A 23184-nucleotide genomic window follows, 5' to 3' on the forward strand; every position below is an offset into this window, starting at 1 on the left:
GACTCATTGCGAATCTAGCCTCAGACACCAGCAGAAGGGAAGAAATAGGGCTAAATGGGGCACGGGTTGTGATGAAAGGTTGAGGGTCTGCCGCGCGCATCTGCGCCGTGTCCGTCCCCTCACGTAGAGTGCCGAAGATGGCACACGGCCCCGTAACTCTTTCGAGTGACCGTCGTTGAGAGTGCGGAGGCGGTTGAGAATGCAAACGCTCGGGCAGGCGTCCGAGACGGTCGACCGCACAGGTGACGATTTCGTACCAGCCTGGAGGCACAAGGTGACGCGCATCAGCTGCGGAGGGCGGCCATGACATCCGTCCTCGTCTGCGACGACTCCCCGCTTGCCCGAGAGGCGCTCCGCCGCGCGGTCGCGACCGTACCCGGTGTAGAGCGCGTGACGACGGCGGCCAACGGCGAGGAAGTCCTCCGCCGCTGGGGTGCCGACCGCTCGGACCTGATTCTGATGGACGTACGCATGCCCGGCCTGGGCGGCGTCGAGACCGTACGGCGGCTGCTGTCCGCCGACCCCGGTGCGCGCATCATCATGCTCACCGTCGCCGAGGACCTGGACGGAGTCGCCCTCGCGGTGGCCGCCGGCGCCCGCGGCTATCTGCACAAGGACGCCTCGCGCGCCGAACTGCGTGCCACGGTCACGCAGGCTCTCGCCGACCCGACCTGGCGTCTCGCCCCGCGCAGACTGCGCTCGGCCGAGATGGGCGCCGCGCCCACGCTCACCGCGCGGGAGATCCAGGTCTTGGAGGGCATGAGCCACGGGCGCTCCAACGCGGAGATCGGCCGTGAGCTGTTCCTCTCCGAGGACACGGTCAAGACTCACGCCCGACGCCTCTTCAAGAAGCTCGGCGCCTCGGACCGGGCGCACGCGGTGGCGCTCGGGTTCCGCTGGGGTCTGGTGCGCTAGGCGTGCCGGGTGTGCGGAGCGTGTCGTCGCGGGGTCAGCAGGACCCGTAGGAAGTCCCAGGTAATCCCCGCCTACCTCATGGTGGGCGGGGGTGGCAACCGGGCTCGCCCGGTGCCCGCTGCTCGTTTCGCCGCGGATGCCGCATCCTTGAGGTGTGGAGTTCCTCGGGGACGAGTCGGTCAAGCGGAAGGGGAGGGCGCAAGGGATGAGTTCCAGCGCACCTGCTCATAACGCTTCGGTGCACAACGATGGACGCGGTGCCACGGAGCAGTCGGCCGCAGGGCACCATGGTCCGATGCGCGAGGACGACGTGGCCACTGCCCCAGGGGCGATCGGTGCACTGGTCCACCGCGCCGTCGACGGGGACGAGCAGGCCACGCACGACCTGCTCGCCCATGTCCACCCCCTGGCCATCCGGTACTGCCGCACCCGGCTGTCCCGGCTGCCCGGCGACGCGCGGCACTTCGTGGAGGACCTGGCCCAGGAGGTCTGCGTGGCCGTCCTCCTCGCCCTGCCCCGCTACCGCGACACCGGCCGCCCCTTCGAGGCGTTCGTCTTCGCGATCGCCGCGCACAAGGTGGCCGACCTCCAGCGCGCGGCGATGCGGCATCCGGGCTCGACGGTCGTCCCGTCCGACGAGATGCCGGAACGGCCCGACGACTCGCTGGGCCCCGAGGAGCGGGCACTGCTCAGCAGCGACGCCGAGTGGGCGAAGAAACTGCTGGCCAACCTCCCGGAGAACCAACGTGAGCTGCTGCTGCTGCGCATCGCGGTGGGGCTGACGGCAGAGGAAACGGGTCAGATGTTGGGAATGTCACCCGGCGCGGTCCGGGTGGCGCAACACCGGGCGCTGAGCCGGTTGCGGGCGCTCGCCGAGCAGTAGCGGCTCCTTGTCGAGAGCCTTGGCGGCGGCCCGTCCTGAACAGGCGCCCCGTCGTGTCCGTACGAACATACGAAGCCAGGAGTCGGCGGGAACCGTGGAATGAGGGAGCTCCGCTTCCCGTTAGCATGGACATCCGCACCGATCAAGGCCATTTGGGGAAGGTGTCATGACTGCCAACGTCGACGGAGTGCCCGGTAAATTCGCGACACTCGGGCTGACCTACGACGACGTGCTGCTGCTGCCGGGCGCGTCGGACATGGCGCCCGACGAGATCGACACCGCCTCGTACGTCTCCAAGAACGTGCGGGTCAACATCCCGCTGCTGTCCGCCGCCATGGACAAGGTCACCGAGTCGCGCATGGCGATCGCGATGGCCCGCCAGGGCGGCGTCGGCGTGCTGCACCGCAATCTCTCCATCGAGGACCAGGCCAACCAGGTCGACCTGGTCAAGCGCTCCGAGTCCGGCATGGTGGCCGATCCGATCACCATCCACCCGGACGCCACGCTCGCCGAGGCGGACGCGCTGTGCGCCAAGTTCCGCATCAGCGGCGTCCCGGTCACCGAGGGCGCCGGCAAGCTGCTCGGCATCGTCACCAACCGTGACATGGCCTTCGAGAGCGACCGCACCCGCCGGGTCCGCGAGGTCATGACCCCGATGCCGCTGGTCACCGGCAAGGTCGGCATCTCCGGCGTCGAGGCCATGGAGCTGCTGCGCCGCCACAAGATCGAGAAGCTGCCGCTGGTCGACGACCGGGGTGTGCTCAAGGGCCTGATCACGGTCAAGGACTTCGTCAAGGCGGAGAAGTACCCGAACGCCGCGAAGGACGCCAAGGGCCGGCTGCTGGTCGGCGCCGCCGTGGGTGTCGCCGGTGACGCCTTCGAGCGGGCTCAGGCACTGGTCGAGGCGGGCGCCGACTTCATCGTCGTCGACACCGCGCACGGTCACTCCCGGCTGGTCGGCGACATGATCGCCAAGATCAAGTCGAACTCCGCCGGCGTCGACGTCATCGGCGGCAACGTCGCCACGCGCGACGGCGCCCAGGCCCTCGTCGACGCGGGCGCCGACGGGATCAAGGTCGGTGTCGGCCCCGGTTCCATCTGCACGACCCGTGTGGTCGCCGGCGTCGGCGTCCCGCAGGTCACGGCCATCTACGAGGCCGCGCTCGCCGCCCGCGCGGCCGGCGTCCCGGTCATCGGCGACGGTGGCCTGCAGTACTCCGGCGACATCGCCAAGGCCCTGGTCGCCGGCGCCGACACGGTGATGCTGGGCTCGCTGCTCGCGGGCTGCGAGGAGTCGCCGGGCGAGCTGATGTTCATCAACGGCAAGCAGTTCAAGTCGTACCGCGGCATGGGCTCCCTGGGCGCCATGCAGACCCGTGGCGACCGCAAGTCGTTCTCCAAGGACCGCTACTTCCAGGAGGGCGTCGCCTCCGACGAGCAGCTGATCCCCGAGGGCATCGAGGGCCAGGTGCCCTACCGCGGCCCGCTGTCCTCGGTCGTCCACCAGTTGGTCGGCGGTCTGCGCCAGTCGATGTTCTACGTCGGCGGCCAGACGGTCCCGGCCCTCCAGGAGAACGGCCGGTTCGTACGGATCACGTCGGCGGGCCTCAAGGAGAGCCACCCGCACGACATCCAGATGACGGTCGAAGCACCGAACTACAGCCGCAACAAGTGACACGCACGTACGCGTGAAGCGCCTGTGAGGTACGCCGAGGGCGGCCCCGGAACACTCCGGGGCCGCCCTTGTCGTACCCGTCGGCGATACTGGAAGACGCTGAAACGCAGAGGGAAAGGCCACAAACGTGACTGAGATCGAGATCGGGCGCGGCAAGCGCGGCCGCCGGGCGTACGCCTTCGACGACATCGCCGTCGTCCCCAGCCGCCGCACGCGGGACCCGAAGGAGGTCTCGATCGCCTGGCAGATCGACGCCTACCGCTTCGAGCTGCCCTTCCTGGCCGCCCCGATGGACTCGGTCGTCTCCCCGGCCACCGCGATCCGCATCGGTGAGCTCGGCGGTCTGGGCGTGCTGAACCTCGAGGGCCTGTGGACGCGGTACGAGGACCCGCAGCCGCTGCTCGACGAGATCACCGGGCTGGACGACGAGACCGCGACCCGGCGCCTCCAGGAGATCTACGCGGCTCCCATCAAGGAGGAGCTGATCGGGCAGCGCATCAAGGAGGTGCGCGACTCCGGTGTGGTCACGGCGGCCGCGCTCTCCCCGCAGCGCACGGCCCAGTTCTCCAAGGCGGTCGTCGACGCGGGCGTGGACATCTTCGTCATCCGCGGTACGACGGTGTCGGCGGAGCACGTGTCCGGCTCGCACGAGCCGCTGAACCTGAAGCAGTTCATCTACGAACTCGACGTCCCGGTCATCGTCGGCGGCTGCGCCACGTACACCGCGGCGCTGCACCTGATGCGCACCGGGGCGGCCGGCGTGCTGGTCGGCTTCGGCGGCGGCGCCGCGCACACCACGCGCAACGTGCTGGGCATCCAGGTCCCGATGGCCACGGCCGTCGCCGACGTCGCGGCCGCCCGCCGTGACTACATGGACGAGTCCGGCGGCCGGTACGTGCACGTGATCGCGGACGGCGGCGTCGGCTGGTCCGGCGACCTGCCCAAGGCGATCGCCTGCGGCGCCGACTCGGTGATGATGGGCTCCCCACTCGCCCGCGCCACGGACGCGCCCGGCAAGGGCCACCACTGGGGCATGGAGGCCGTCAACGAGGAGCTGCCGCGCGGCAAGAAGGTCGACCTCGGCACGGTCGGCACCATCGAGGAGGTCCTCACCGGCCCGTCGCACACCCCGGACGGCTCGATGAACCTCTTCGGCGCCCTGCGCCGCGCCATGGCCACCACCGGCTACAGCGAGCTCAAGGAGTTCCAGCGCGTCGAGGTGACGGTGGCGGACTCGCAGCACAAGCGCTAGGCCGTACGTCGATCGCGGTAGTACGTCGATCACGCGCGAAGGGCCCGTTCACCACTGGGTGAACGGGCCCTTCGCCGTCGGACCGGGCAACCGGGCTTGTCAGCTGCTTGCCGGATCCGCCCGGGTCCGCCGCCGTCAGAGCCGGTGCGCCGCCCCCGTCGGTGTGGCGCCCCGCGTGTCGAGCAGGAGTTGGGCCTTCACCGACAGGCCCTGCAGGTCGTATGTGCGGTGCTGCTGGAGGAGGATCGTCAGGTCGGCGTGGGCGGCCGCCTCGTAGAGGGAGTCCGCGCGCGGCACCGGGCGGTTCAGAACGCTCCACGATGGGATGTGCGGGTCGTGGTAGCTGACGGAGGCGCCGAGTTCCATCAGCCGGACCGCGATCTCCTGGGCGGGCGTGGCCTGCTGGTCGGCCAGGTCGGCCTTGTAGGTGACGCCGAGCAGCAGCACACGCGCTCCGCGGGCTGACTTCCCGTGCTCGTTCAGCAGGGCCGCGGCGCGCTGGACGACGTACCGGGGCATCCGGCTGTTGACCTGCTGGGCCAGCTCCACCATGCGCAGGGTGCGGCCCGCGTGGGCGCTCAGGTCCTGGGGGACGGCGTGGCCGCCGACGCCGGGACCGGGACGGAAGGCCTGGAAGCCGAACGGCTTGGTCTCCGCGCAGCGGATGACGTCCCAGAGGTCGACGCCGAGGTCGTGACAGAGGACGGCCATCTCGTTGACGAGGGCGATGTTGACGTGGCGGTAGTTGGTCTCCAGGAGGTGCACGGTCTCGGCTTCGCGGGGTCCACGCGCGCGTACCACCTTGTCGGTGAGCCGGCCGTAGAAGGTGGCTGCCGACTCGGTGCACGCGGGCGTGAGGCCGCCGATGACCTTGGGGGTGTTGGCGGGGGTGAAGTCCCGGTTGCCGGGGTCCACCCGGCCGGGCGAGTAGGCGAGATGGAAGTCGCGGCCGGCCCGCAGTCCCGAGACCTCTTCCAGCAGGGGGCGCAGGAATTCCTCGGTCGTCCCGGGGTACACGGGCGATTCCAGGATCACGGTGGTGTGCGGTCGCAGGCGTTCGGCCAGGGTGCGGGCGGCCGACTCCACCTGGTTCAGGTCGAACCCGCCGTCGGCGGCGCGTGGGGTCGGCGCGCAGATGACGGCGGTGCGGACCCGGCCGAGGCCGGCCGGGTCGGTCGCGGTCCGGAAGCCCCCCGAGAGCATCCGGCGCAGTTCGGCGGGGCTGAGGGAACCGGGCTCGGGCCCGGTCCGGTAACCGAGCGTGGCGATGCCGGCGGCGACGGCTGCCTGGGCCAGGGGCAGGCCGAGAGGACCGAGTCCGATGACGGCGAGATCTGCGGGCATGGAGTGGGCCGTCCTTCCCAATAGCCGAAGCGGGACAGGTGCGCAAGCCCTGTGGACAGGACGAGCGAAGCGCAATGTCAGACTAGGAGTAAATATGACCGTTATGTGGGATTGGTCGGCTGCGTTTTCCGGTAGTCCCGCGAATGTTGTCCACAGGCTGGGGGCGACTGGTGGCTGAAGTCGGGCAACCCGGTCAGGATTGGGGCATGGGGGCATACGGGCCGGGTCTCGCCCCACGGGTGCGGCCGGACCGACCGACGAGTGGGAGGCAGCGGTGAGGACAGCGACACTGGGACCGGCGCAGCGCGCCGAGTCACTGGCAGCCATGGCCGAGCGAGAACTGGACGTGCTGGTCGTCGGCGCCGGTGTCGTCGGCGCGGGCACCGCGCTCGACGCCGTGACGCGCGGCCTGTCCACGGGGCTGGTCGAGGCCCGTGACTGGGCATCGGGCACGTCGAGCAGGTCCAGCAAGCTGATCCACGGCGGACTGCGCTATCTGGAGATGCTGGACTTCGCGCTGGTCCGGGAGGCGCTGAAGGAGCGCGGCCTGCTGCTGGAGCGGCTCGCGCCGCACCTGGTCAAGCCGGTGGCGTTCCTGTACCCGCTCCAGCACCGCGGCTGGGAGCGGCTGTACGCCGGTTCGGGCGTCGCGCTCTACGACGCCATGTCGATGGCCCGCGGCCACGGCCGGGGACTGCCCGCGCACCGTCATCTGTCCCACCGTCACGCCCTGCGTGTCGCCCCGTGCCTGAAGAAGGACGCGCTCGTCGGCGCCCTCCAGTACTACGACGCCCAGATGGACGACGCCCGGTACGTGGCCACGCTGGTGCGCACGGCCGCCTCGTACGGCGCGCTCGTCGCCAACCGCGCGCGGGTGACCGGCTTCCTGCGCGAGGGCGAACGGGTGGTCGGCGCCCGGGTCCAGGACGTCGAAGGGGGCGGGGAGTACGAGGTCCACGCCAAGCAGGTCGTCAACGCCACCGGTGTGTGGACCGACGACACGCAGGCCATGGTCGGGGAGCGCGGGCAGTTCCACGTCCGGGCGTCCAAGGGCATCCACCTGGTCGTGCCCAAGGACCGCATCAACTCCGCGACCGGACTGATCCTGCGCACCGAGAAGTCCGTCCTCTTCGTCATCCCGTGGGGCCGGCACTGGATCATCGGGACCACCGACACCGACTGGAGCCTCGACAAGGCCCACCCGGCCGCCTCCAGCGCCGACATCGACTACCTGCTGGAGCATGTGAACTCGGTCCTCTCGGTGCCGCTGACCCGCGACGACGTAGAGGGCGTGTACGCGGGACTGCGTCCGCTGCTGGCCGGCGAGTCGGACGCCACCAGCAAGCTGTCGCGCGAGCACACCGTGGCGCATCCCGTGCCGGGGCTCGTGGTCGTGGCGGGCGGCAAGTACACCACCTACCGGGTGATGGCCAAGGACGCGGTGGACGAGGCCGTGCACGGCCTCGACATGCGGGTCGCCGAGTGCGTCACCGAGGACGTTCCGCTGCTGGGCGCGGAGGGCTACCGGGCGCTGTGGAACGCGCGGGCGCGGATCGCCGCGAAGACCGGTCTGCACGTGGTGCGCGTGGAGCACCTGCTGAACCGGTTCGGTTCGGCGGCGCAGGAGGTGCTCGACCTCATCGCGGCCGACCCCTCCCTGGGCGAGCCCCTGCAGGCGGCCGACGACTACCTGCGCGCCGAGATCGTCTACGCCGCCTCGCACGAGGGCGCCCGTCATCTGGACGACGTGCTGACCCGGCGCACCCGCATCTCCATCGAGACCTTCGACCGGGGCACGCGCAGCGCCCGCGAGGCCGCGGAGCTGATGGCGCCGGTGCTCGGCTGGGACAAGGACCAGATCGAGCGCGAGGTCGAGCACTACGAGAAGCGGGTGGAGGCGGAGCGGGAGTCGCAGCTCCAGCCGGACGACCTGACGGCGGACGCGGCACGGCTGGGTGCGCCGGACATCGTGCCGCTGTAGGCCCCCGCAGCCCGCAGCCCGCAGCCCGCAGCCCGCAGCCCGCAGCCCGCAGCCCGCAGCCCGCAGCCCGCAGCCCGCAGCCGTCCCGCGGCCCGCTCGGTGGGGGCTGCGGGCTGCGGGCCTGTCGGCACTCGCCGCTCTCCGGCCACTCGTTATCACTCGAACGAGTGTCGCGGGCCGGGATCTCTGGTCGAATCTCGGCCGTTCTACGAGGTGCGGGGGCAGAACTCGGCGGCGAGCAGCGCCGGTTCGAGGTCGGGGTCTGCGACCGCGGTCGTGTTCACCCGGAAGGTGAGGACGCGACGGCCGTCCACGGTGGCCGCGGTGCGCACGTAGCTGCCCGGGACGCGTCCGTTGTGCCCCCACACCGTGGTCCCACACGGGAGCTTCACGGGGAACAGGCCCATGCCGTACGAGCCGTGTGCGGCACGGGTGTCGAGCATCTCGCGCAGCCTGTGCGGGGACAGCAGCTCACCGCCGAGCAGCGCCGCGTAGAAGCGGTCCAGATCGGCGAGCGTGGTCACCAGCTCGCCCGCGGCCCCGGCCACCCGCGGGTCGAGTTCGGTGACGTCGGACCCGTCGGCGGCGTAGGCGCGGCCGTGCGGGACGGGGAGGGATGTGCGGGATCCGGGAAAGGAGGTGCCCGTCAGACCCAACGGAGCGATGACGCGGCGCTCGGCCTCGGCGGCGTACGAGCGGCCGGTGACCTGCTCGACGACCAGGCCGAGCAGGACGTAGTTGGTGTTCGAGTAGGCGAAGCGGCCGCGGTCGGCCGGAGGGTGGGTGAGCGCGATACGCACGGACTGAAGAGGGGTGAGGGGCACGGTGCCCCCGGTGTCCCGGGTGAAGTCGTACAGGCCGCTGGTGTGGGTGAGCAGGGAGCGCAGGGTCAGCGCGCGCCCGTCGTTGCCCGCTCCACGCACCAGGCCGGGCAGGTGCCGCTCCACGGTGTCGGACAGGGACAGCCGGTGTTCGTCGGCCAGTTGCAGCACGATCGTCGCGACGAAGGTCTTGGTGATGCTGCCGGCACGGAAGTGGTCGGTAGGGGATATTCCCGGACCGGCCTGGGCGTAACGGGTGTTCACCCCCTCCCGGGCCAGCAGGGCCGCGGCGGGTGCCTCGCCCCGGGTGACCAACAGCGGCAGGACGGTGTCGGTGGGCGGGGTGGAGCGCGCCTGCGAACCGGCCGGTACCAGGCAGAGAAGGGCCAAGGACAAAGGCACGGCCAGCAGTGTCCGTAGCGGCGCCATCGCGGCCCTCCCTTGTCGCGGCCCATCATGCAGGGCCCCGGAACATGGGCCTCACCGGGCCCCACGAACCGGCTGGAGCCCAGGTCGGAGCAGGTGGCCGGTATCAGTCGGTGAGATCCGCGGGCTCCCGGGCCGGAGCGCGCGGACCCCGTGGCGCGGTCAGGGGCACCCTGGGCGTCGAGCACTTGTCGGGTGAGGGACAATGGAGGCTCTGTCAGGGCGGGTTGCATGAGGGGACGCATGTCGGAGGCGGAGCGGGCGGGGACATCCCGTCAGGACAAGAGCGCACGTCTCCTCGCCGGGCGGTACCGGCTGGGAGATGTGCTCGGCCGCGGCGGCATGGGAACGGTGTGGCGCGCCGAGGACGAGACCCTCGGCCGCACGGTTGCCGTCAAGGAGCTGCGGTTCCCGTCGAACATCGACGACGAGGAGAAACGCCGGCTGATCACGCGGACGCTGCGCGAGGCCAAGGCCATCGCCCGGATCCGCAACAAGAGCGCGGTGACGGTCTTCGACGTGGTCGACGAGGACGACCGGCCGTGGATCGTGATGGAGCTCGTCGAGGGCAAGTCCCTCGCCGAGGCCATCCGTGAGGACGGTCTGCTGGAGCCGAAGCGCGCGGCGGAGGTCGGCCTGGCCATCCTCGACGTGCTGCGGTCGGCGCATCGCGAGGGCATCCTGCACCGTGACGTGAAGCCGTCGAACGTGCTGATCGCCGAGGACGGCCGGGTCGTGCTGACCGACTTCGGCATCGCCCAGGTCGAGGGTGACCCGTCGATCACCTCCACCGGCATGCTCGTCGGTGCTCCCTCCTACATCTCCCCGGAGCGCGCCCGCGGCCACAAGCCGGGCCCCGCGGCCGACCTGTGGTCGCTCGGCGGTCTGTTGTACGCGGCGGTCGAGGGTGCTCCGCCGTACGACAAGGGCTCCGCGATCGCGACGCTCACGGCGGTGATGACCGAGCCGCTGGAGGAGCCGAAGCACGCGGGTCCGCTGAAGGACGTCATCTACGGGCTGCTCACCAAGGACCCGGCGCAGCGACTCGACGACGCGGGCGCGCGGGCCATGCTGACCAAGGTGGTCCAGGCGCCCGAGCCCAGGGCCGCCGAGCCGGAGCCCGCGGACGCGACGAAGGTGGTGCCCCTGCCGGCGCAGCCGGACGCGCCCGGTGGCAAGCGGGGCGAAGAGGCGGCGGACAAGCTGCGCGGGGCGCTGCGTTCGGTGCGCAAGGCCGCCGTCGCGGCCGGTGCGGCCACCTCGGCTGCCGCGACGCGTGCCAAGTCCGCCGACAGCGGAGCGGCCGCGGGCGGCGCCGGGACGACGGCGGTCTCCGCGTCCGCGCCGGCGTCGACAACTGCTTCCGGGTCTGCCTCCGCGCCGGTGTCCGGCGGTACGTCGGCCGACACGGCCGGTGGCGGTGGGCGGTCTGCTCAGGGGAGCGGTAACGCGGCTCCCGGCGGGCGTAGTTCGGGGTGGCCCGTCATGACGCCGCCGGATCTGCCGCCGCGGTCCGTGCCCAAGGCGCCGCTGACCGACGTGGTGCCGAAGCGGACGCTGGTGATCATCGCCCTGGTGGTGGTGCTCGCGGTGATCGGTACCGTGCTGGCCCTGACGCTCGGTGGCGACGACAACAGTGCCAAGGGCTCCAAGAGCGGCGGCGGTGCGAGTACCGCGGCCAGTGCGAGCGGGAGTGCCGGCACCAAGGAGGACACGAGCGACGGGTCGGGGTCGGGCGACGACGCGTCGCAGTCCGCCTCGACGGGCGACGACTCGGACTCCGCGGACGGGTCGGCGCCGGACGCCACGGCGGGCGCGGCGTCCGGCGGCTCGGGCGACACCGGCACAGGCACAAGCACCGGCACCGGCGCCTCTGACGACCAGGTGGCGTCGAAGCACAAGGGCGGGCAGGGTTACTCGATAGGACTGCCCGAGGGATGGACGTTCCAGTCCTCGGGCTCCGCGGGGGACCGTTTCACCGGTCCCGGAGGGCAGAAGCTGCTGGTCGCCTGGACGACCACGCCGAAGGACGACCCGAAGGCGGACTGGGAGAACCAGGAGCGCTACATGACGCGCTCGCAGTACCGGAAGATCCAGATCGTGACGGTGGACTATCGCGGCTGGAAGACCGCCGACTGGGAATTCACCTACACGGAGAGCGGCACGAAGTACCGGACCGTCGACCGCGGATTCGTCGTCAACGACCATCTCGGGTACGCCCTGATGTACACGGCGCCGGCGTCGATCTGGGACGGCGATCTGCGGAAGAACACGTGGCGGACGCTGGCGGAGACCTTCGAACCGAAGAAGTGATCCGGGCGGCCCGCGGGTTTGGGGCCTGAGATCGGTCAACCCCTCTTTGCAGGTTGCCTCCGGCACGTATCGTGAGTGCTTGCGGACCGTACGCATCCAGCTATACGGCCGGAACGGTCCGCGAGACGAACGGATTTGACCAACCGGGCGGCCGGGGGAGGCAAAGTGGACGACTACGCGGGTCGGGTGCTCGCCGACCGCTACCGCCTGCCGCTGCCGCCGTCCGACGAGTACGAACTCGCCGAGACCCGGGCCTTCGACACCTACAGCGGGCAGGAAGTCCTGGTCAGGCAGGTGCCGTTGCCGGAGGTCGTCGAGGCGGAGGTGCTCGACGCCGAGGGGCTGCCCGAGGGGTTCACGGCGCGTGAGCGCGGCCCGCGCCGACCGGCGGCGCGCGCGGGCGCGAGCACGCGGCGGCCGGCCGATCCCGTCGTGCGGCGGGCGGTCGAGGCCGCGCAGGCGGCCGCCCGGATACCCGACCATCCGCGGCTCGACCAGGTCTTCGACGTGTTCGCCGAGGGCGGTTCGCTCTGGGTGGTCAGCGAACTGGTGGCCGCGCGGCCGCTGGCGGCGCTGCTCGCCGAGAAGCCGCTGTCGCCCTACCGGGCGGCGGAGGTCGCCTCCGACGTGCTCATGGCCCTGCGGGTGCTGCACGCGCACGGCTGGGTCCACCGCAACATCACCTCCCGCACGGTGCTCGTCTGCGACGACGGCCGGGTCATGCTGACCGGACTCGCGGTCGGCGCGGCGGAGGAAGCGCTGTGCGGGTACGACCCGGTGCCGGTCGAGGAGGTCGACGAGAGCGGCGGCGCCGGGCCCGTGGAAGGGCGCGGTGGCGTCACGGGCCCGAGGGGTGGTTTCGGCGCGCCCGGCGGTGTCGGTGGGGGTGACGGGCTCGGTGCCGTGGAGGCCGAGGCCGCGCGGCGGGCCGCCATCGAGGCGCGCGCTGCCGGTGGGCTGCCGTCGGCCGGTCCGGACGCGGCGCACGGCACGCACGGGGCGAACGCCTCGGCCCCCTCCGGCCGCCGGGCGGCCCTGGAGAGCGGTGGGGATGTCCGGGCCGCGCGTGCCGGGGCGATCGCCGCGTATCGCGCGGGCGCACGGGCCGCGGCCCGGGTGCAGGAGGCACAGCAGAACGGCCGGGCGGCACTGCCCGGGGCCCGTCCGGCCCCCGAGGGCGACAACACGACCGACGGCCGCCCGCCGTCGCCGTACACCGCCGGGAGCGATGCGCGGGGCCCGACCGGGGCCGTGCGGAGTCGCCCCGGCGGCGGTGTGGTGCCGCCCGGGCAGATCGCCGACCCCTACGGCGTGCGCGGAGCGCCCTGGCAGGGCGCGGTGCCCCGCCCCGCGGCGCCCGCGCCGGGGGCGCCAGCCGGCGGCCTCCCCGCCGGGGCCGTGGCGCCGGGAGCGCCTGGTGGCGCGCTGCCCGCCGGTGCCGTACCGCCGGGCGCCCCCGGTGGCGCTCTTCCCGCCGGTGCCGGGCAGCCGGCCCGTTGGGACGATCTCCTGGCCAGTGCCCCCGTCCGGCGTGGTCCGGCGACCGCGCTGGCCGCCGAGCGGGCGCGGCAGGCGCGGATGGCGCTCGTGGGGCCCGTGACCGAGCGCTGGGCCCCGGAGCAGGCGGGTCCCGTGCACGAGAACTGGCAGCTGGCCGCGCCGATCGGGCCCGCGACCGACCTGTGGGCGCTGGGCGCGCTGCTCTTCAGGGTCGTACAGGGGCATGCGCCGTACCCGGAGGAATCGACCGCCGAACTGGTCCAGATGGTGTGCGCGGAGCCGCCCGCCTTCGCCGAGGAGTGCGGACCGCTGCGGCCGGTCGTCGAGTCGCTGCTGCGCCAGGACCCCACCGAGCGGCTCGACTTCGAGGAGGTGGGCGGCTGGCTGCGCTCGCTGGTGCGTTCGGCGCCCGAGCCGGAGGCCGGGGTGCACGTCGTGGCCGCGCCGCCCGTGGACCCGCGCCGGCTGCCGATCGTGCGGCGGCGGGGCGAGTTGGTGCGCAGGCGGCGCGCGGGACTGCCCGCCAACAGTCCGCACGGTCGGCACAAACGCGCCAAGCAGGAGTCCTCCGGCTCACCGCGCAGCCTCGGGCGCACCCTGCTCGTGCTGATCCTGCTCGTGCTGGCCGGGGCGATCGCGTACGCCGTGCTGTTCATGCCGAAGGCCAAGGACACCGGCGCGGCCGGCAGCGCCGGGCGGGTGAGCCCGGCTCCGACACGGTCGGACACGGACCCCGACGCGAGCAGTGAGCCCCGGCCCGACCAGACCTCGCCCGCGCGGGAGAACACCCCCTCCGCGTCCGCCGGTACCGGCGAGACACAGCCCAGCGGCCCCGAGGTCGCCGACGGCTTCACCCTGCGCAAGGACGCCGAGGGCTTCCGGGTGGCCGTGGCGAACGGCTGGGACCGCACGCCGAAGAACGGGCTCGGACAGGTGGTCTACGCGCACGGGGACTTCGAGCTGATCGTCGTACCGGGCCGGGACCGCGCGGCGACCTACGGCACCGACCCGATGGTCTACCAGCGCGAGAAGGAGTACGAGCTGGGGCCGTACCGCGCGTCCAGCTGGGCCACCTCCGGCGGCCTGCGGACGATCGAGGTGGGTGGGCGGACCATGGCCGAGGGGCAGTTCACCTGGACCGACGACAGCGGGCGCGAGCTGTTCGTGCGCAACCTGGCGATGCTCGTCGACGGGCGGTACCACGTGGTGCAGGTCCGCGGCCCCGAGGCCGAGCGCGACGAGGTGACGCGGTTGTACGAGCAGGTGTCGGCGACCTACCAGTTCACCGGCTGACCCGGTATCCGGCTCGCCGGACGGCCACGGTGTTTCGGCGCCTTCGTCGACTGCCCGGGTTCGGTTCCCGCCGGTCGGCAGAAGCGACAACCGTCACAGTGCGGTTTCCGTGGTACCCCGCTTGTTCCCTGGACGCGGGCCGGTCCTTAGTCTGAGCCTGTCAAGAGCATTGCGGGGCAACGTGAATCAGATGCAGGGCCTGCTCCTCGCGGGCCGGTACCGGCTGGCCGACTCGATCGGCAGCGGTGGCATGGGCCGGGTGTGGCGGGCGCACGACGAGCTGCTGCACCGGGCTGTCGCGGTCAAGGAGTTGACCGCCGCGCTGTACGTCTCGGAGAGCGAACAGGGCGTGCTGCTCGCGCGTACCCGCGCGGAAGCCCGGGCCGCCGCGCGGATCAACCACTCGGCCGTCGTCACCGTGCACGACGTCCTCGAGCACGACGGCCGGCCGTGGATCGTGATGGAGCTGGTCGAGGGCCGCTCGCTGGCCGACGAGGTCAAGGAACAGGGACGCGTCGAGGCCACCGAGGCCGCGCGGATCGGTCTGTGGGTGCTGCGCGCCCTGACCGCGGCGCACGCCGCGGGCGTGCTGCACCGGGACGTCAAGCCCGGCAACGTCCTGCTCGGCCACGACGGCCGCGTCCTGCTCACCGACTTCGGCATCGCCCAGATCGAGGGCGACACCACCATCACCCGTACCGGAGAGGTCGTCGGCTCGGTCGACTACCTGGCACCGGAGCGCGTCCGCGGCCACGACCCCGGTCCGTCCTCCGACCTGTGGGCGCTCGGCGCGACGCTGTACACGGCGGTCGAGGGCCGGTCGCCGTTCCGCCGTACCTCACCGCTGACCACCATGCAGGCGGTCGTCGAGGAGGAGGCCGCGGGACCGCAGTACGCCGGTCCGCTGGAGCCCGTCATCAGCGCCCTCCTGCGCAAGGACCCGGCCACCCGGCCGGACGCGGCCCAGGCCGAGCAGATGCTCGCCGAGGCGGCGGAGGGGCGGCGGCCCAGCACCGCACAGGCGTTCGTGCCGACGCAGTACGGCGGCACCGGGGAGGCGGGCCGGCGGACGGCCGGGCAGCCCGTCGGGCAGGAGACGGGGACCGGCGGGGCGTCGTACGGGCCGGAGGCGGCCACGGCGTACCGTCCCGCGACGGGCGCGACGGCCGTCGGGCCGACGGTGCTGGGACCGGCGGGCCCCGGTGGAACCCCCGTGGTGGGGACCGGGACCGTCACGTCCGGGCCCCCGAGACGCCGTCGGCTGCGCTCGCTCGCCCTGGTGATCGTGCTCGCCGCGCTCGTCGGCGGGGCCACTGCGGTGGGCCTTCAGAAGTGGGACGAGGGGCGGCGGAATCAGAGCGGCTCGCCCGCCTCGACCGGCACGAGCACCGGCCCGTCGCCGAGCACGCCGAGCACGTCGAGCACGCCGAGCCCCGGTGCGGAGACGGTCCCCGACAACTGGGAGCACATCGACGACCCGCTGGGCTTCGGCCTCGCCCTGCCCAAGGGCTGGACGCGGTCGGTCTTCAGCGACGAAGGCGACCTGAACCAGATCGACTACTCGCCGGACGGCGGCAGGCACTTCGTCCGGATCGCCGTCGACGCCTCGCCCGACTTCGCCGACCCCTACGAGCACCAGCGCGACCTGGACCAGCAGCTCAACCGGTTGGTCGACTACCACCAGGTGCGGCTGGAGGCCAACACCTACCGCGACCGCAGGGCCTCGCTGTGGGAGTACACCTGGACCGCGCAGGCGAAGGACACGAAGTTCCCCGGGCCGCGTCGCGCGATCGACGAGACGTACATCGGCCGGGACGGCGTGGAGTACGCGATCTACCTGTCCTCGCCGGCCGAGGACTGGCCGACCGCGCAGGAGCAGTTCACGGCGCTGTTGCGGAGCTGGCAGCCCAAGACTTCGTGACCTGCGCGGTTCCGGAAGGCCGGCTCAACCCGTCGGCGCCGAGCGGCCTTTCGCCGCGGGCTTGGCCGGTCGGCGCCCCGGAGCCCGGCCGTCCGGTGCGGCATGATGGGGCTCATGGGGACCGAGGGGGACTTCCGTGTGATCGCGGGCCGCTACCGGCTGGAGGCGCGGCTGGGACGCGGCGGCATGGGCGTCGTCTGGCGTGCCACCGACCAACTGCTCGGCCGGCAGGTGGCGGTCAAGGAGCTCGCCCTCGACGAGACCCTCTCCCCGGAGGAGGCTCGACGCCAGCGCGACCGGACGCTGCGCGAGGCCCGCGCGGTCGCCCAGCTGCGTCACCCGCATGTCATCGTCGTGCACGACGTCGTCGAGCAGGACGAACGTCCGTACATCGTCATGGAGTTGATCGACGGCGGCTCGCTGGCCGACCGGATCTCCCGGCGCGGGCCGATCGACGTCGGTGAGGCCGCCCGGATCGGCATCGCCCTGCTGAGCGCGCTGCGCGCGGCGCACACGGCCGGTGTCCTGCACCGGGACATCAAGCCCGCGAACGTCCTGGTCGCCGAGGACGGCCGGGTCGTCCTCACCGACTTCGGCATCGCCCAGGTCGCGGGCGCCACCACGATCACCGACACCGGCGCCTTCGTCGGCTCGCCCGAGTACACCGCGCCCGAGCGGATGTCCGGCGCCGGGACCGGACCCGCCTCCGACCTGTGGTCGCTCGGCGCGCTGCTGTGCACGGCCCTCAGCGGTGAATCGCCCTTCCGGCGCGACTCGTTGGGCGGCATCCTGCACGCCGTGGTCTTCGCCGACATCCGTACACCCGCGCAGGCCGAGCCGCTGCTCCCGGTCGTACGGGGGCTGCTCGAACGCGATCCGGAGCGGCGGCTGGACGCGGCGGAGGCGGAGCGGATGCTGCGCGGCTTCCTGGACACGGGCCGTACGCCGCTGCCGCCGCCCTCCGGCTACACGCCGACCCGGCGGGACCTGCCCGCCCGCTCGGCCCCGGCTCCCTCGCCTGCGGCACTCTCCCGGCGGGGCGTGCTGGTGGCCGCGCTGCTCGTCGCCGCGGTGGCGGGGGCGGGTCTGTCCGCGGCGGCGCTGCTGATGGACCGGGGCGGGGACGGGGGCAGGACGCCGGTGAGTTCGGCACCGGGAAGTTCCACGAGCCCCAGGCCCACTCCCTCGTCGTCCGCCCCGCGCACGCACTCCGCGTCGCCTTCGCGCTCGCGCTCGCTCTCGCCCTCGCCCTCGGTCTCCGCGACGCGTTCCCCGTCCCCCGTGTCCGAGGACCGCCCCACCGCCCCCTCCGGCTACCGCGTCGCCGACGACCCGGCCGGGTTCTCGCTCGCCGTGCCGGAGGACTTCACCCGCGAGCCCCAGGGCGAGCGGATCTTCTACATGTCGCCGGGGGAGACCTTCCGCCTCGGCGTCAAGGTCACCGCCCCCGAACCGGGCGGCCCGCTCGAGGTGATGCGGCGCGCGGACGCCGAGGGCCCCGACACGAACCCCGGGTACCACGACGGCCGGGTCGTCGAGACCGCGCACGGCGGACGGCCCGCCGCCCTGTGGGAGTTCAGCTGGAAGGGCTTCAGCACGGCCGAGGGCCCCCGGCACACCTACGACCTGTGCTGGGAGGAGAACGGGCAGATGTACGACGTATGGGTGTCGGCGCCGGTCGGGAAGGTGCGGGAGGCCCGGGAGTACTTCGACGTCGCGGTCGACACGTTCGTACGGACCTGAGCGACGAAACCGGCATAAGCCGGAGATAGGCGACCACCTGCGTCACGGGTCTGTGACCGGTGTGCGTTCCGTGTGGATGCGGGAGCTCATGGCGCGATAGGGATGGGGTCATGAGGAGCAACGGGGGGCGCCGTCACGGGGCCGACGAGCCGACAAGTTTCGCTCTGCGGCCGCCGAACCAGGCCGCGCAATCGCCGAACCAGGCCGCGTCAGCGCAACCACCCAACCCCACCGTGGTCGCACAACCGCCGAACGCGGCCACCGCCGTGCCGCCGCAGTCCGCGGACGACGGCACCGGACGGCTCATCGGCGACCGGTACCGGCTGCTGGCCAGGCTCGGGCACGGCGGCATGGGTACGGTGTGGCGGGCCAAGGACGAGACGGTGGACCGCGAGGTCGCGGTGAAGGAGCCACGCGTCCCGGACCACCTCCCCGAACGCGAACGTGACAACGCCTTCGAGCGGATGCGCCGTGAGGCGCGCGCCGCGGCCCGGCTGGACCATCCGGCCGTCGTGGACGTGTACGACGTGGCCGTGGTCGACGGCCGGCCGTGGATCGTGATGGAGCTGGTGCGGGGACGTTCCCTCGGGGACGCGCTCCAGGAGGGCACGCTCGGCGCGCGCGAGGCCGCCAGGATCGGCCTGGAGGTGCTGGGCGCGCTGGAGGCCGCGCACGCGGCGGGCATTCTGCACCGGGACGTCAAGCCGGACAACGTGCTGCTCGGCCGGTACGGCCGGGTCGTCCTCACCGACTTCGGCATCGCTCAGATCGAGGGCGAGACGAATCTGACCGACACCGGCGGCTTCGTCGGCTCGCCCGAGTACATCGCGCCGGAGCGGGTGCTGGGCCAGCGTCCGGGCCCGGCGAGCGACCTGTGGTCGCTGGGCGTGGTGCTGTACGCGGTCACGGAGGGCGTGTCGCCCTTCCGCCGCAGCAACACGCCCGCCACGCTTCAGTCCGTCCTCAACGGCACGCCCGCTCCGCCCGCCTCCGCGCAGGGCGCGCTCGCCGAGGCCATCAACGGCCTGCTCCAGAAGGACCCGGCCCGCCGCCCGGGCACCGCCCAGGTCCGCGCCCTGCTGGAGACGGTCGCGCACCCGCCCGCCCCCGAACCCACCCAGCTGGTGCGGACCGAGGCGGGCGAAGGCCCGCGGAACGGACCGCGGACGGGCCCGCGGCTCGGCCGCACGGCGTGGGTCGGGCTCGGTGCGGCGGTCGTCGCGGTGGCGGCGGTGGCGTATCTGGTGCTCGCCGACCCGTTCGCGGGCCCGCTGCCCGGCGGCTGGGACAAGCACCGGGAGAAGGACGTCGCCGCGACCCTCGCGGTGCCGCACGGCTACGAGCGCGCGCATCCCGACCGTAAGTCGGACCAGGGCCACTGGGTCACGTACACCGACTTGAGCGGCACCATCTCCATCGGCCTGTCCCTGGAACGGAAGGCCGAGGACACGAGCCGTACCATCGCCGGGTCCGCGGCGGCCGAGATGTACGACGACGACAGCAAGTTCAGGGAGCAGGGCAGCTACGACCTCGACATGTCCAAGGGCGCGAAAACCACCCCCGAGGGCGAGATGACGTACCGCGGCAGGAAGGCCGCCGAGAACACGATCGTCTACGAGACCGACGACACCCAGCACTCCCGTCCCCGCGAGGCGCGGATCTTCTACTACAAGAGCGCCGCCGGGGACATGTACAAGCTCACCGTGAGCTACCCGGGCAAGGGGGATGTCACGGGGCGGGGCCGGGAGGTGGCGCGGACGGCCATCGCGAACCTGGACGTCGACCGGCTCTGACGAGCCCCCTCCCGCGCTCCGTGCCGCCCGGGCCGCGGGGCCTCAGGGATCCAGTGGTTCGCTGGGCCTCACGGCCTCAGCCGGTCCGCGAGCGACTTGACCAGGCCGGTCCGTGCCACCCGCAGCCCGAACTTCCTGCCGTCGCCGCCGGAGGCCGGCTTGGCGTACCAGGCCCGGCCGCGCCGGTGCCACTTGGCGGCCGGAAGGGTCTTCGGGAGCGCCGGAAGCGGTGCCGTCCGGTCGCCGAGACGGAGTTCACCGCGCCAGAGACCGGCGGGCAGCTCGGACACCTGGACGTTCGCGGTGAAGGAGTCGGTGTGCGGGGTGCGTTCGGTGGGGAAGGCCACGCTGGTCCCCTCGCAGGTCAGGACGACGGTGAGGTCGCCGTCCGGGTAGGCGCCGAGCGTGCTCCGGCCGGTGACCACCAGGAGGCCCGGGTCGCTCGCCGACCAGCGGAACGTCTCGACGGGCAGCCGTGACATGACCCGGTGCTTGCGCTCGCCGAGGTCGAGCGTGTAGTTGCCGTGCGGCTTGGTGGTGTACAGGGTGACGGCACGGGCGCCCCGCGCGGTGTCCACGACCCGTACGTCCGGGCCGCCGTCCAGGGACCGGTCCCGCTTGCCGCCGATGCGGGCCTCACGGGACAGGCCCTGCGCGCCCACGCTGAGGTGGATGTCCCAGAGGCCGTCGGCCAGGGGCTCGCCGTCGGCCGCGGTGTCCAGGTCGACGACGGCCTCGAAGCCGGCCCGCTCGTAGACGAAGTTCCCCGCGTCGTCGTCGGCACCGAGTCCCGGGGTCGGGGTGTGCGTCACGGGCAGCCGGTACTCGACCTTGCTGTCGCGCTCGCGCAGCAGGAGGGCGGTGCTCACCTCGTCGGTCGCCACGCGGTGCAGGTAGGCGTGCCCGGCCAGGTGCAGCGCGGTGCCGCGCAGTTCGGCGCGGGAGACGTGGTGGCGGGTGCCGAGCCGGTCGGTGACGTCGTAGTAGGCGTCGGGGACGGAGCGGGCCGGGTCGCGCAGGAAGGGGTGGCGCACATAGGCCCGGCCGTCTTCGACGAGCAGCGGGGTGGCGGACTTCGACGCGCTCTCCTGGATCTCGAAGCGGTCGACCTCAAGGAGTTCGTCGAGCATCCGCTCCCGGATGAAGTGCAGCCGCAGCCAGGCCAGTCCGGTGATCCGCTCGCGCAGGCCCTCGTGGAGCAGCGGGTCGATGATCTCGGCGAGCCGGGCGAGGGTCTTCTCCTGCTGCTCACGCGGCTCGCGTGCGAGGTGCCAGCGGACCAGGGTGCGCACCTCGACCGTCAGGTGCCGGTGCGCCAGGTGGTCGCGGTTCGGGCCGGCCGGAACGCTGTCCACCATCATGTCGACCATGCGGGCGAGATAGCGCAGCCGCGGCTCCGAGCCGGAGGTGGTCTTGGTGACGTTGTTGCCGTCGTCCCGCAGCACCCAGAACACGCAGTCGTAGTCGGCGACGACGGAGATGCCCGACGCCGCCAGGTACGCCCGGCCCACGAACGGCTGGTCCTCGCCGGTGCGCAAATCGGTCGGGAAACGCAGTCCGAGCCGTTCCAGCAGCGTGCGGCGGAACAGCTTCATGGGGCTGAGGGTCCACCAGACACGGGAGGTGAAGACATCGGTCTTCGGCTGGTCGCGCTGGAACATCGACTTGGGCGCGCCGCGCCCGCCGACGCCGACCATCTTGCCGAGGACGACGTCGGTGCCGTTCTGCTCGGCCATGGCCACCATGCGTTCCAGGGCCTCGGGGCCCAGGTAGTCGTCGGCGTCCAGGAAGAAGACGTACGTGCCGCGCGCGAGGTCCAGACCGGCGTTGCGGGGGGCGGCGGGGCCGCCGGAGTTCTCCTGGTGGACGACGCGCATCAGCTTCGGGTACAGACCGGCCAGGCGTTCGAGCTCGGCCGGGGTCGTGTCCGTGGAGCCGTCGTTGACGGCGATCACTTCCAGCCGCTCACGGCCGATGGTCTGGTCCGCGACGGACTCGACGCAACGCGTCAGATAAGGCATCGCGTTGTACGCAGCGATGATCACCGAAACGGTGGGGCCGGCCATCGTCACGCTCTCCAAGAATACGGGGCACGCCCCGGATCATGGTCGGCTTCGCAGGTGCTGGCTCAGCCTCCGTTTGCTTGGGGAAAGGTGCCGGAAGGAATGTGAAGATACCATGAGCCGCCGATGAATACCCGGTGTCCAAACGGCGAAACCTTTTGTTTACCTCGGCGTGATGCGGATCACTGGATATGCCCGATCCGCCACTGATCAATTTCACGCTGCATTCCAAAACTTTGCTGCGAGAAAGCGTCAGAACGTGGCGCGCTCTTTAGTCCCGCAGTCGCTCCCGGTATCTCCCCGGCGTGACCCCGAACTCGCGGCGGAACGCGTGCGAGAGCGCGTACGGACTTCCGTACCCCGCCTCCCGGGCCACCGTCCCCAGCGGAGCGTCCGTGTCCCGCAGGCGCGTCGCCGCCAGGGTCAGCCGCCACCACGTCAGGTAGGCCATCGGTGGCCGGCCGACCAGGGGCGTGAAGCGGCGGGCCAGGGTCGCCCGGGAGACGCCGGCCGCCGCGGCCAGACGGTCGTTGCTCCAGGGGGCCGCCGGGTCGGAGTGCAGGGCGCGCAGCGCGGTCGTCGCCACCGGGTCACCGAGCACCGTCGGCCAGGTGCCCGTCGCCGCCTCCGTCATCCACGCCCGGATCATGTAGACGAGGAGCAGGTCCAGCAGGCTCGGCAGGGCCAGGCAGGCTCCCGGCCGGCCGGCCGCGTCGTCGAGCTCGCGCGCCAGCAGGTCCACGGCGGCGCGGAGCTCGGGGTGGCGGCCGGCCCGGTCGGGCAGGTGCACCACCTCCGGCAGCTCCGCCATCAGCGGGTGCACCCGGCTGCGGTCCAGCCGGTACTTGCCGCACAGCAGCTCCACCGCGCCGCCCGCCGGTGCTCCGGGCGGCTCGCTCAGCTGCTCGAACGGCACCGCCCGGTCCACCTCCGCCGCGTCGGCCGGTCCGTCGGCCAGCACATGACCCGCCCCGTGCGGCAGGAGCACCACGTCGCCCGCGCCCAGGGCCACGGGCTCGCCGCCGCCGTCCGGCAGCAGCCAGCAGTCGCCCGCGAGGACGACGTGGAAGCCGGCCCCCTCGTACGGGGCGAGCCGTGTGCACCAGCGCCCGCCGACCCGCAGCCGCCGGGAGGAGGGCCGCCCGACGCGCACGGCGGAGATCGCGTCGCTGACCACGTCCATGAGGGCAGCGTAGCTCCGTGCGGACACCGGAGTGAGACGCTCGCGTATCAGGAGGAGCAGATCAGGCATCGTGAAGCT

Annotated in this window: 14 protein-coding genes; 10 read left to right on the top strand and 4 right to left on the bottom strand. The window is 72.4% G+C overall.

The annotated features are described in order from the left end of the window. Window positions 1–303 precede the first annotated feature (303 nt). The 4 genes from ACFV0T_RS10065 to ACFV0T_RS10080 all read left to right on the top strand — a co-directional run bounded on the left by ACFV0T_RS10065 (window position 304) and on the right by ACFV0T_RS10080 (window position 4725). Entirely contained in the window at window positions 304–915 is a 612-nt protein-coding gene (locus tag ACFV0T_RS10065) for a response regulator transcription factor (protein WP_003948568.1), read from the top strand. A gap of 295 nt (window positions 916–1210) precedes the next feature. Continuing rightward, window positions 1211–1798, top strand: a complete 588-nt coding sequence (locus tag ACFV0T_RS10070; protein ID WP_385776439.1) for a sigma-70 family RNA polymerase sigma factor — start codon at window positions 1211–1213, stop codon at window positions 1796–1798. Between the two features lie 166 nt (window positions 1799–1964). After that, window positions 1965–3473 carry an IMP dehydrogenase gene (guaB, locus tag ACFV0T_RS10075; protein WP_385776441.1) on the top strand — a complete coding sequence of 503 codons (1509 nt, stop codon included), beginning with the start codon at window positions 1965–1967 and terminating at the stop codon, window positions 3471–3473. Between the two features lie 127 nt (window positions 3474–3600). Continuing rightward, complete coding sequence (locus ACFV0T_RS10080; RefSeq protein ID WP_385776443.1) at window positions 3601–4725, top strand: GuaB3 family IMP dehydrogenase-related protein; 1125 nt, start codon at window positions 3601–3603, stop codon at window positions 4723–4725. Between the two features lie 135 nt (window positions 4726–4860). Here ACFV0T_RS10080 and ACFV0T_RS10085 read toward each other — a convergent pair whose 3' ends face one another. After that, on the bottom strand, window positions 4861–6069 hold the full coding sequence (locus tag ACFV0T_RS10085; RefSeq protein ID WP_385776447.1) for a nucleotide sugar dehydrogenase: 1209 nt from the start codon (window positions 6067–6069) through the stop codon (window positions 4861–4863). 274 nt (window positions 6070–6343) lie between these two features. Between ACFV0T_RS10085 and ACFV0T_RS10090 the strand changes: the two genes are divergently transcribed. Next, entirely contained in the window at window positions 6344–8050 is a 1707-nt protein-coding gene (locus tag ACFV0T_RS10090) for a glycerol-3-phosphate dehydrogenase/oxidase (RefSeq protein WP_385776449.1), read from the top strand. A 206-nt stretch (window positions 8051–8256) separates the two neighbouring features. Here ACFV0T_RS10090 and ACFV0T_RS10095 read toward each other — a convergent pair whose 3' ends face one another. Continuing rightward, complete coding sequence (locus ACFV0T_RS10095; RefSeq protein WP_385776451.1) at window positions 8257–9300, bottom strand: serine hydrolase domain-containing protein; 1044 nt, start codon at window positions 9298–9300, stop codon at window positions 8257–8259. Window positions 9301–9540: 240 nt separating this feature from the next. On the opposite strand from ACFV0T_RS10095, the gene ACFV0T_RS10100 reads away from it, so the two are divergent. The 5 genes from ACFV0T_RS10100 to ACFV0T_RS10120 all read left to right on the top strand — a co-directional run bounded on the left by ACFV0T_RS10100 (window position 9541) and on the right by ACFV0T_RS10120 (window position 19860). After that, a complete protein-coding gene (locus ACFV0T_RS10100; RefSeq protein ID WP_385776453.1) occupies window positions 9541–11610 on the top strand; it encodes a protein kinase in 2070 nt (689 codons plus the stop codon). Window positions 11611–11775: 165 nt separating this feature from the next. Continuing rightward, window positions 11776–14403, top strand: coding sequence for a protein kinase (locus tag ACFV0T_RS10105; RefSeq protein WP_385776455.1), 2628 nt, complete (start codon window positions 11776–11778; stop codon window positions 14401–14403). Window positions 14404–14593: 190 nt separating this feature from the next. Further along, complete coding sequence (locus ACFV0T_RS10110; RefSeq protein WP_385776458.1) at window positions 14594–16324, top strand: protein kinase; 1731 nt, start codon at window positions 14594–14596, stop codon at window positions 16322–16324. A 114-nt stretch (window positions 16325–16438) separates the two neighbouring features. After that, the gene (locus tag ACFV0T_RS10115; RefSeq protein WP_385776460.1) at window positions 16439–18067 is read left to right on the top strand and encodes a serine/threonine-protein kinase; all 1629 of its coding nucleotides are present in this window, start codon (window positions 16439–16441) and stop codon (window positions 18065–18067) included. 110 nt (window positions 18068–18177) lie between these two features. After that, entirely contained in the window at window positions 18178–19860 is a 1683-nt protein-coding gene (locus tag ACFV0T_RS10120) for a serine/threonine-protein kinase (RefSeq protein ID WP_385776462.1), read from the top strand. A gap of 68 nt (window positions 19861–19928) precedes the next feature. Here ACFV0T_RS10120 and ACFV0T_RS10125 read toward each other — a convergent pair whose 3' ends face one another. Beyond that, window positions 19929–21926: a glycosyltransferase family 2 protein gene (locus tag ACFV0T_RS10125; protein ID WP_385776672.1), complete on the bottom strand. Its 1998-nt coding sequence runs from the start codon at window positions 21924–21926 to the stop codon at window positions 19929–19931. 268 nt (window positions 21927–22194) lie between these two features. Further along, window positions 22195–23106: an AraC family transcriptional regulator gene (locus ACFV0T_RS10130; protein WP_385776464.1), complete on the bottom strand. Its 912-nt coding sequence runs from the start codon at window positions 23104–23106 to the stop codon at window positions 22195–22197. Window positions 23107–23184: the final 78 nt, after the last annotated feature.

The organism is Streptomyces sp. NPDC059582 (assembly GCF_042735715.1).
Taxonomy (GTDB): domain Bacteria; phylum Actinomycetota; class Actinomycetes; order Streptomycetales; family Streptomycetaceae; genus Streptomyces.

Coding starts and splice junctions, on each gene's coding strand:
- ACFV0T_RS10070 (WP_385776439.1), top strand. CDS start 1,211: ATGCGCGAGGACGACGTGGCCACTGCCCCAGGGGCGATCGGTGCACTG.
- guaB (WP_385776441.1), top strand. CDS start 1,965: ATGACTGCCAACGTCGACGGAGTGCCCGGTAAATTCGCGACACTCGGG.
- ACFV0T_RS10120 (WP_385776462.1), top strand. CDS start 18,178: ATGAGGAGCAACGGGGGGCGCCGTCACGGGGCCGACGAGCCGACAAGT.
- ACFV0T_RS10125 (WP_385776672.1), bottom strand. CDS start 21,926: ATGGCCGGCCCCACCGTTTCGGTGATCATCGCTGCGTACAACGCGATG.
- ACFV0T_RS10130 (WP_385776464.1), bottom strand. CDS start 23,106: ATGGACGTGGTCAGCGACGCGATCTCCGCCGTGCGCGTCGGGCGGCCC.
- ACFV0T_RS10110 (WP_385776458.1), top strand. CDS start 14,594: ATGCAGGGCCTGCTCCTCGCGGGCCGGTACCGGCTGGCCGACTCGATC.
- ACFV0T_RS10095 (WP_385776451.1), bottom strand. CDS start 9,300: ATGGCGCCGCTACGGACACTGCTGGCCGTGCCTTTGTCCTTGGCCCTT.
- ACFV0T_RS10065 (WP_003948568.1), top strand. CDS start 304: ATGACATCCGTCCTCGTCTGCGACGACTCCCCGCTTGCCCGAGAGGCG.
- ACFV0T_RS10085 (WP_385776447.1), bottom strand. CDS start 6,069: ATGCCCGCAGATCTCGCCGTCATCGGACTCGGTCCTCTCGGCCTGCCC.
- ACFV0T_RS10115 (WP_385776460.1), top strand. CDS start 16,439: ATGGGGACCGAGGGGGACTTCCGTGTGATCGCGGGCCGCTACCGGCTG.
- ACFV0T_RS10100 (WP_385776453.1), top strand. CDS start 9,541: ATGTCGGAGGCGGAGCGGGCGGGGACATCCCGTCAGGACAAGAGCGCA.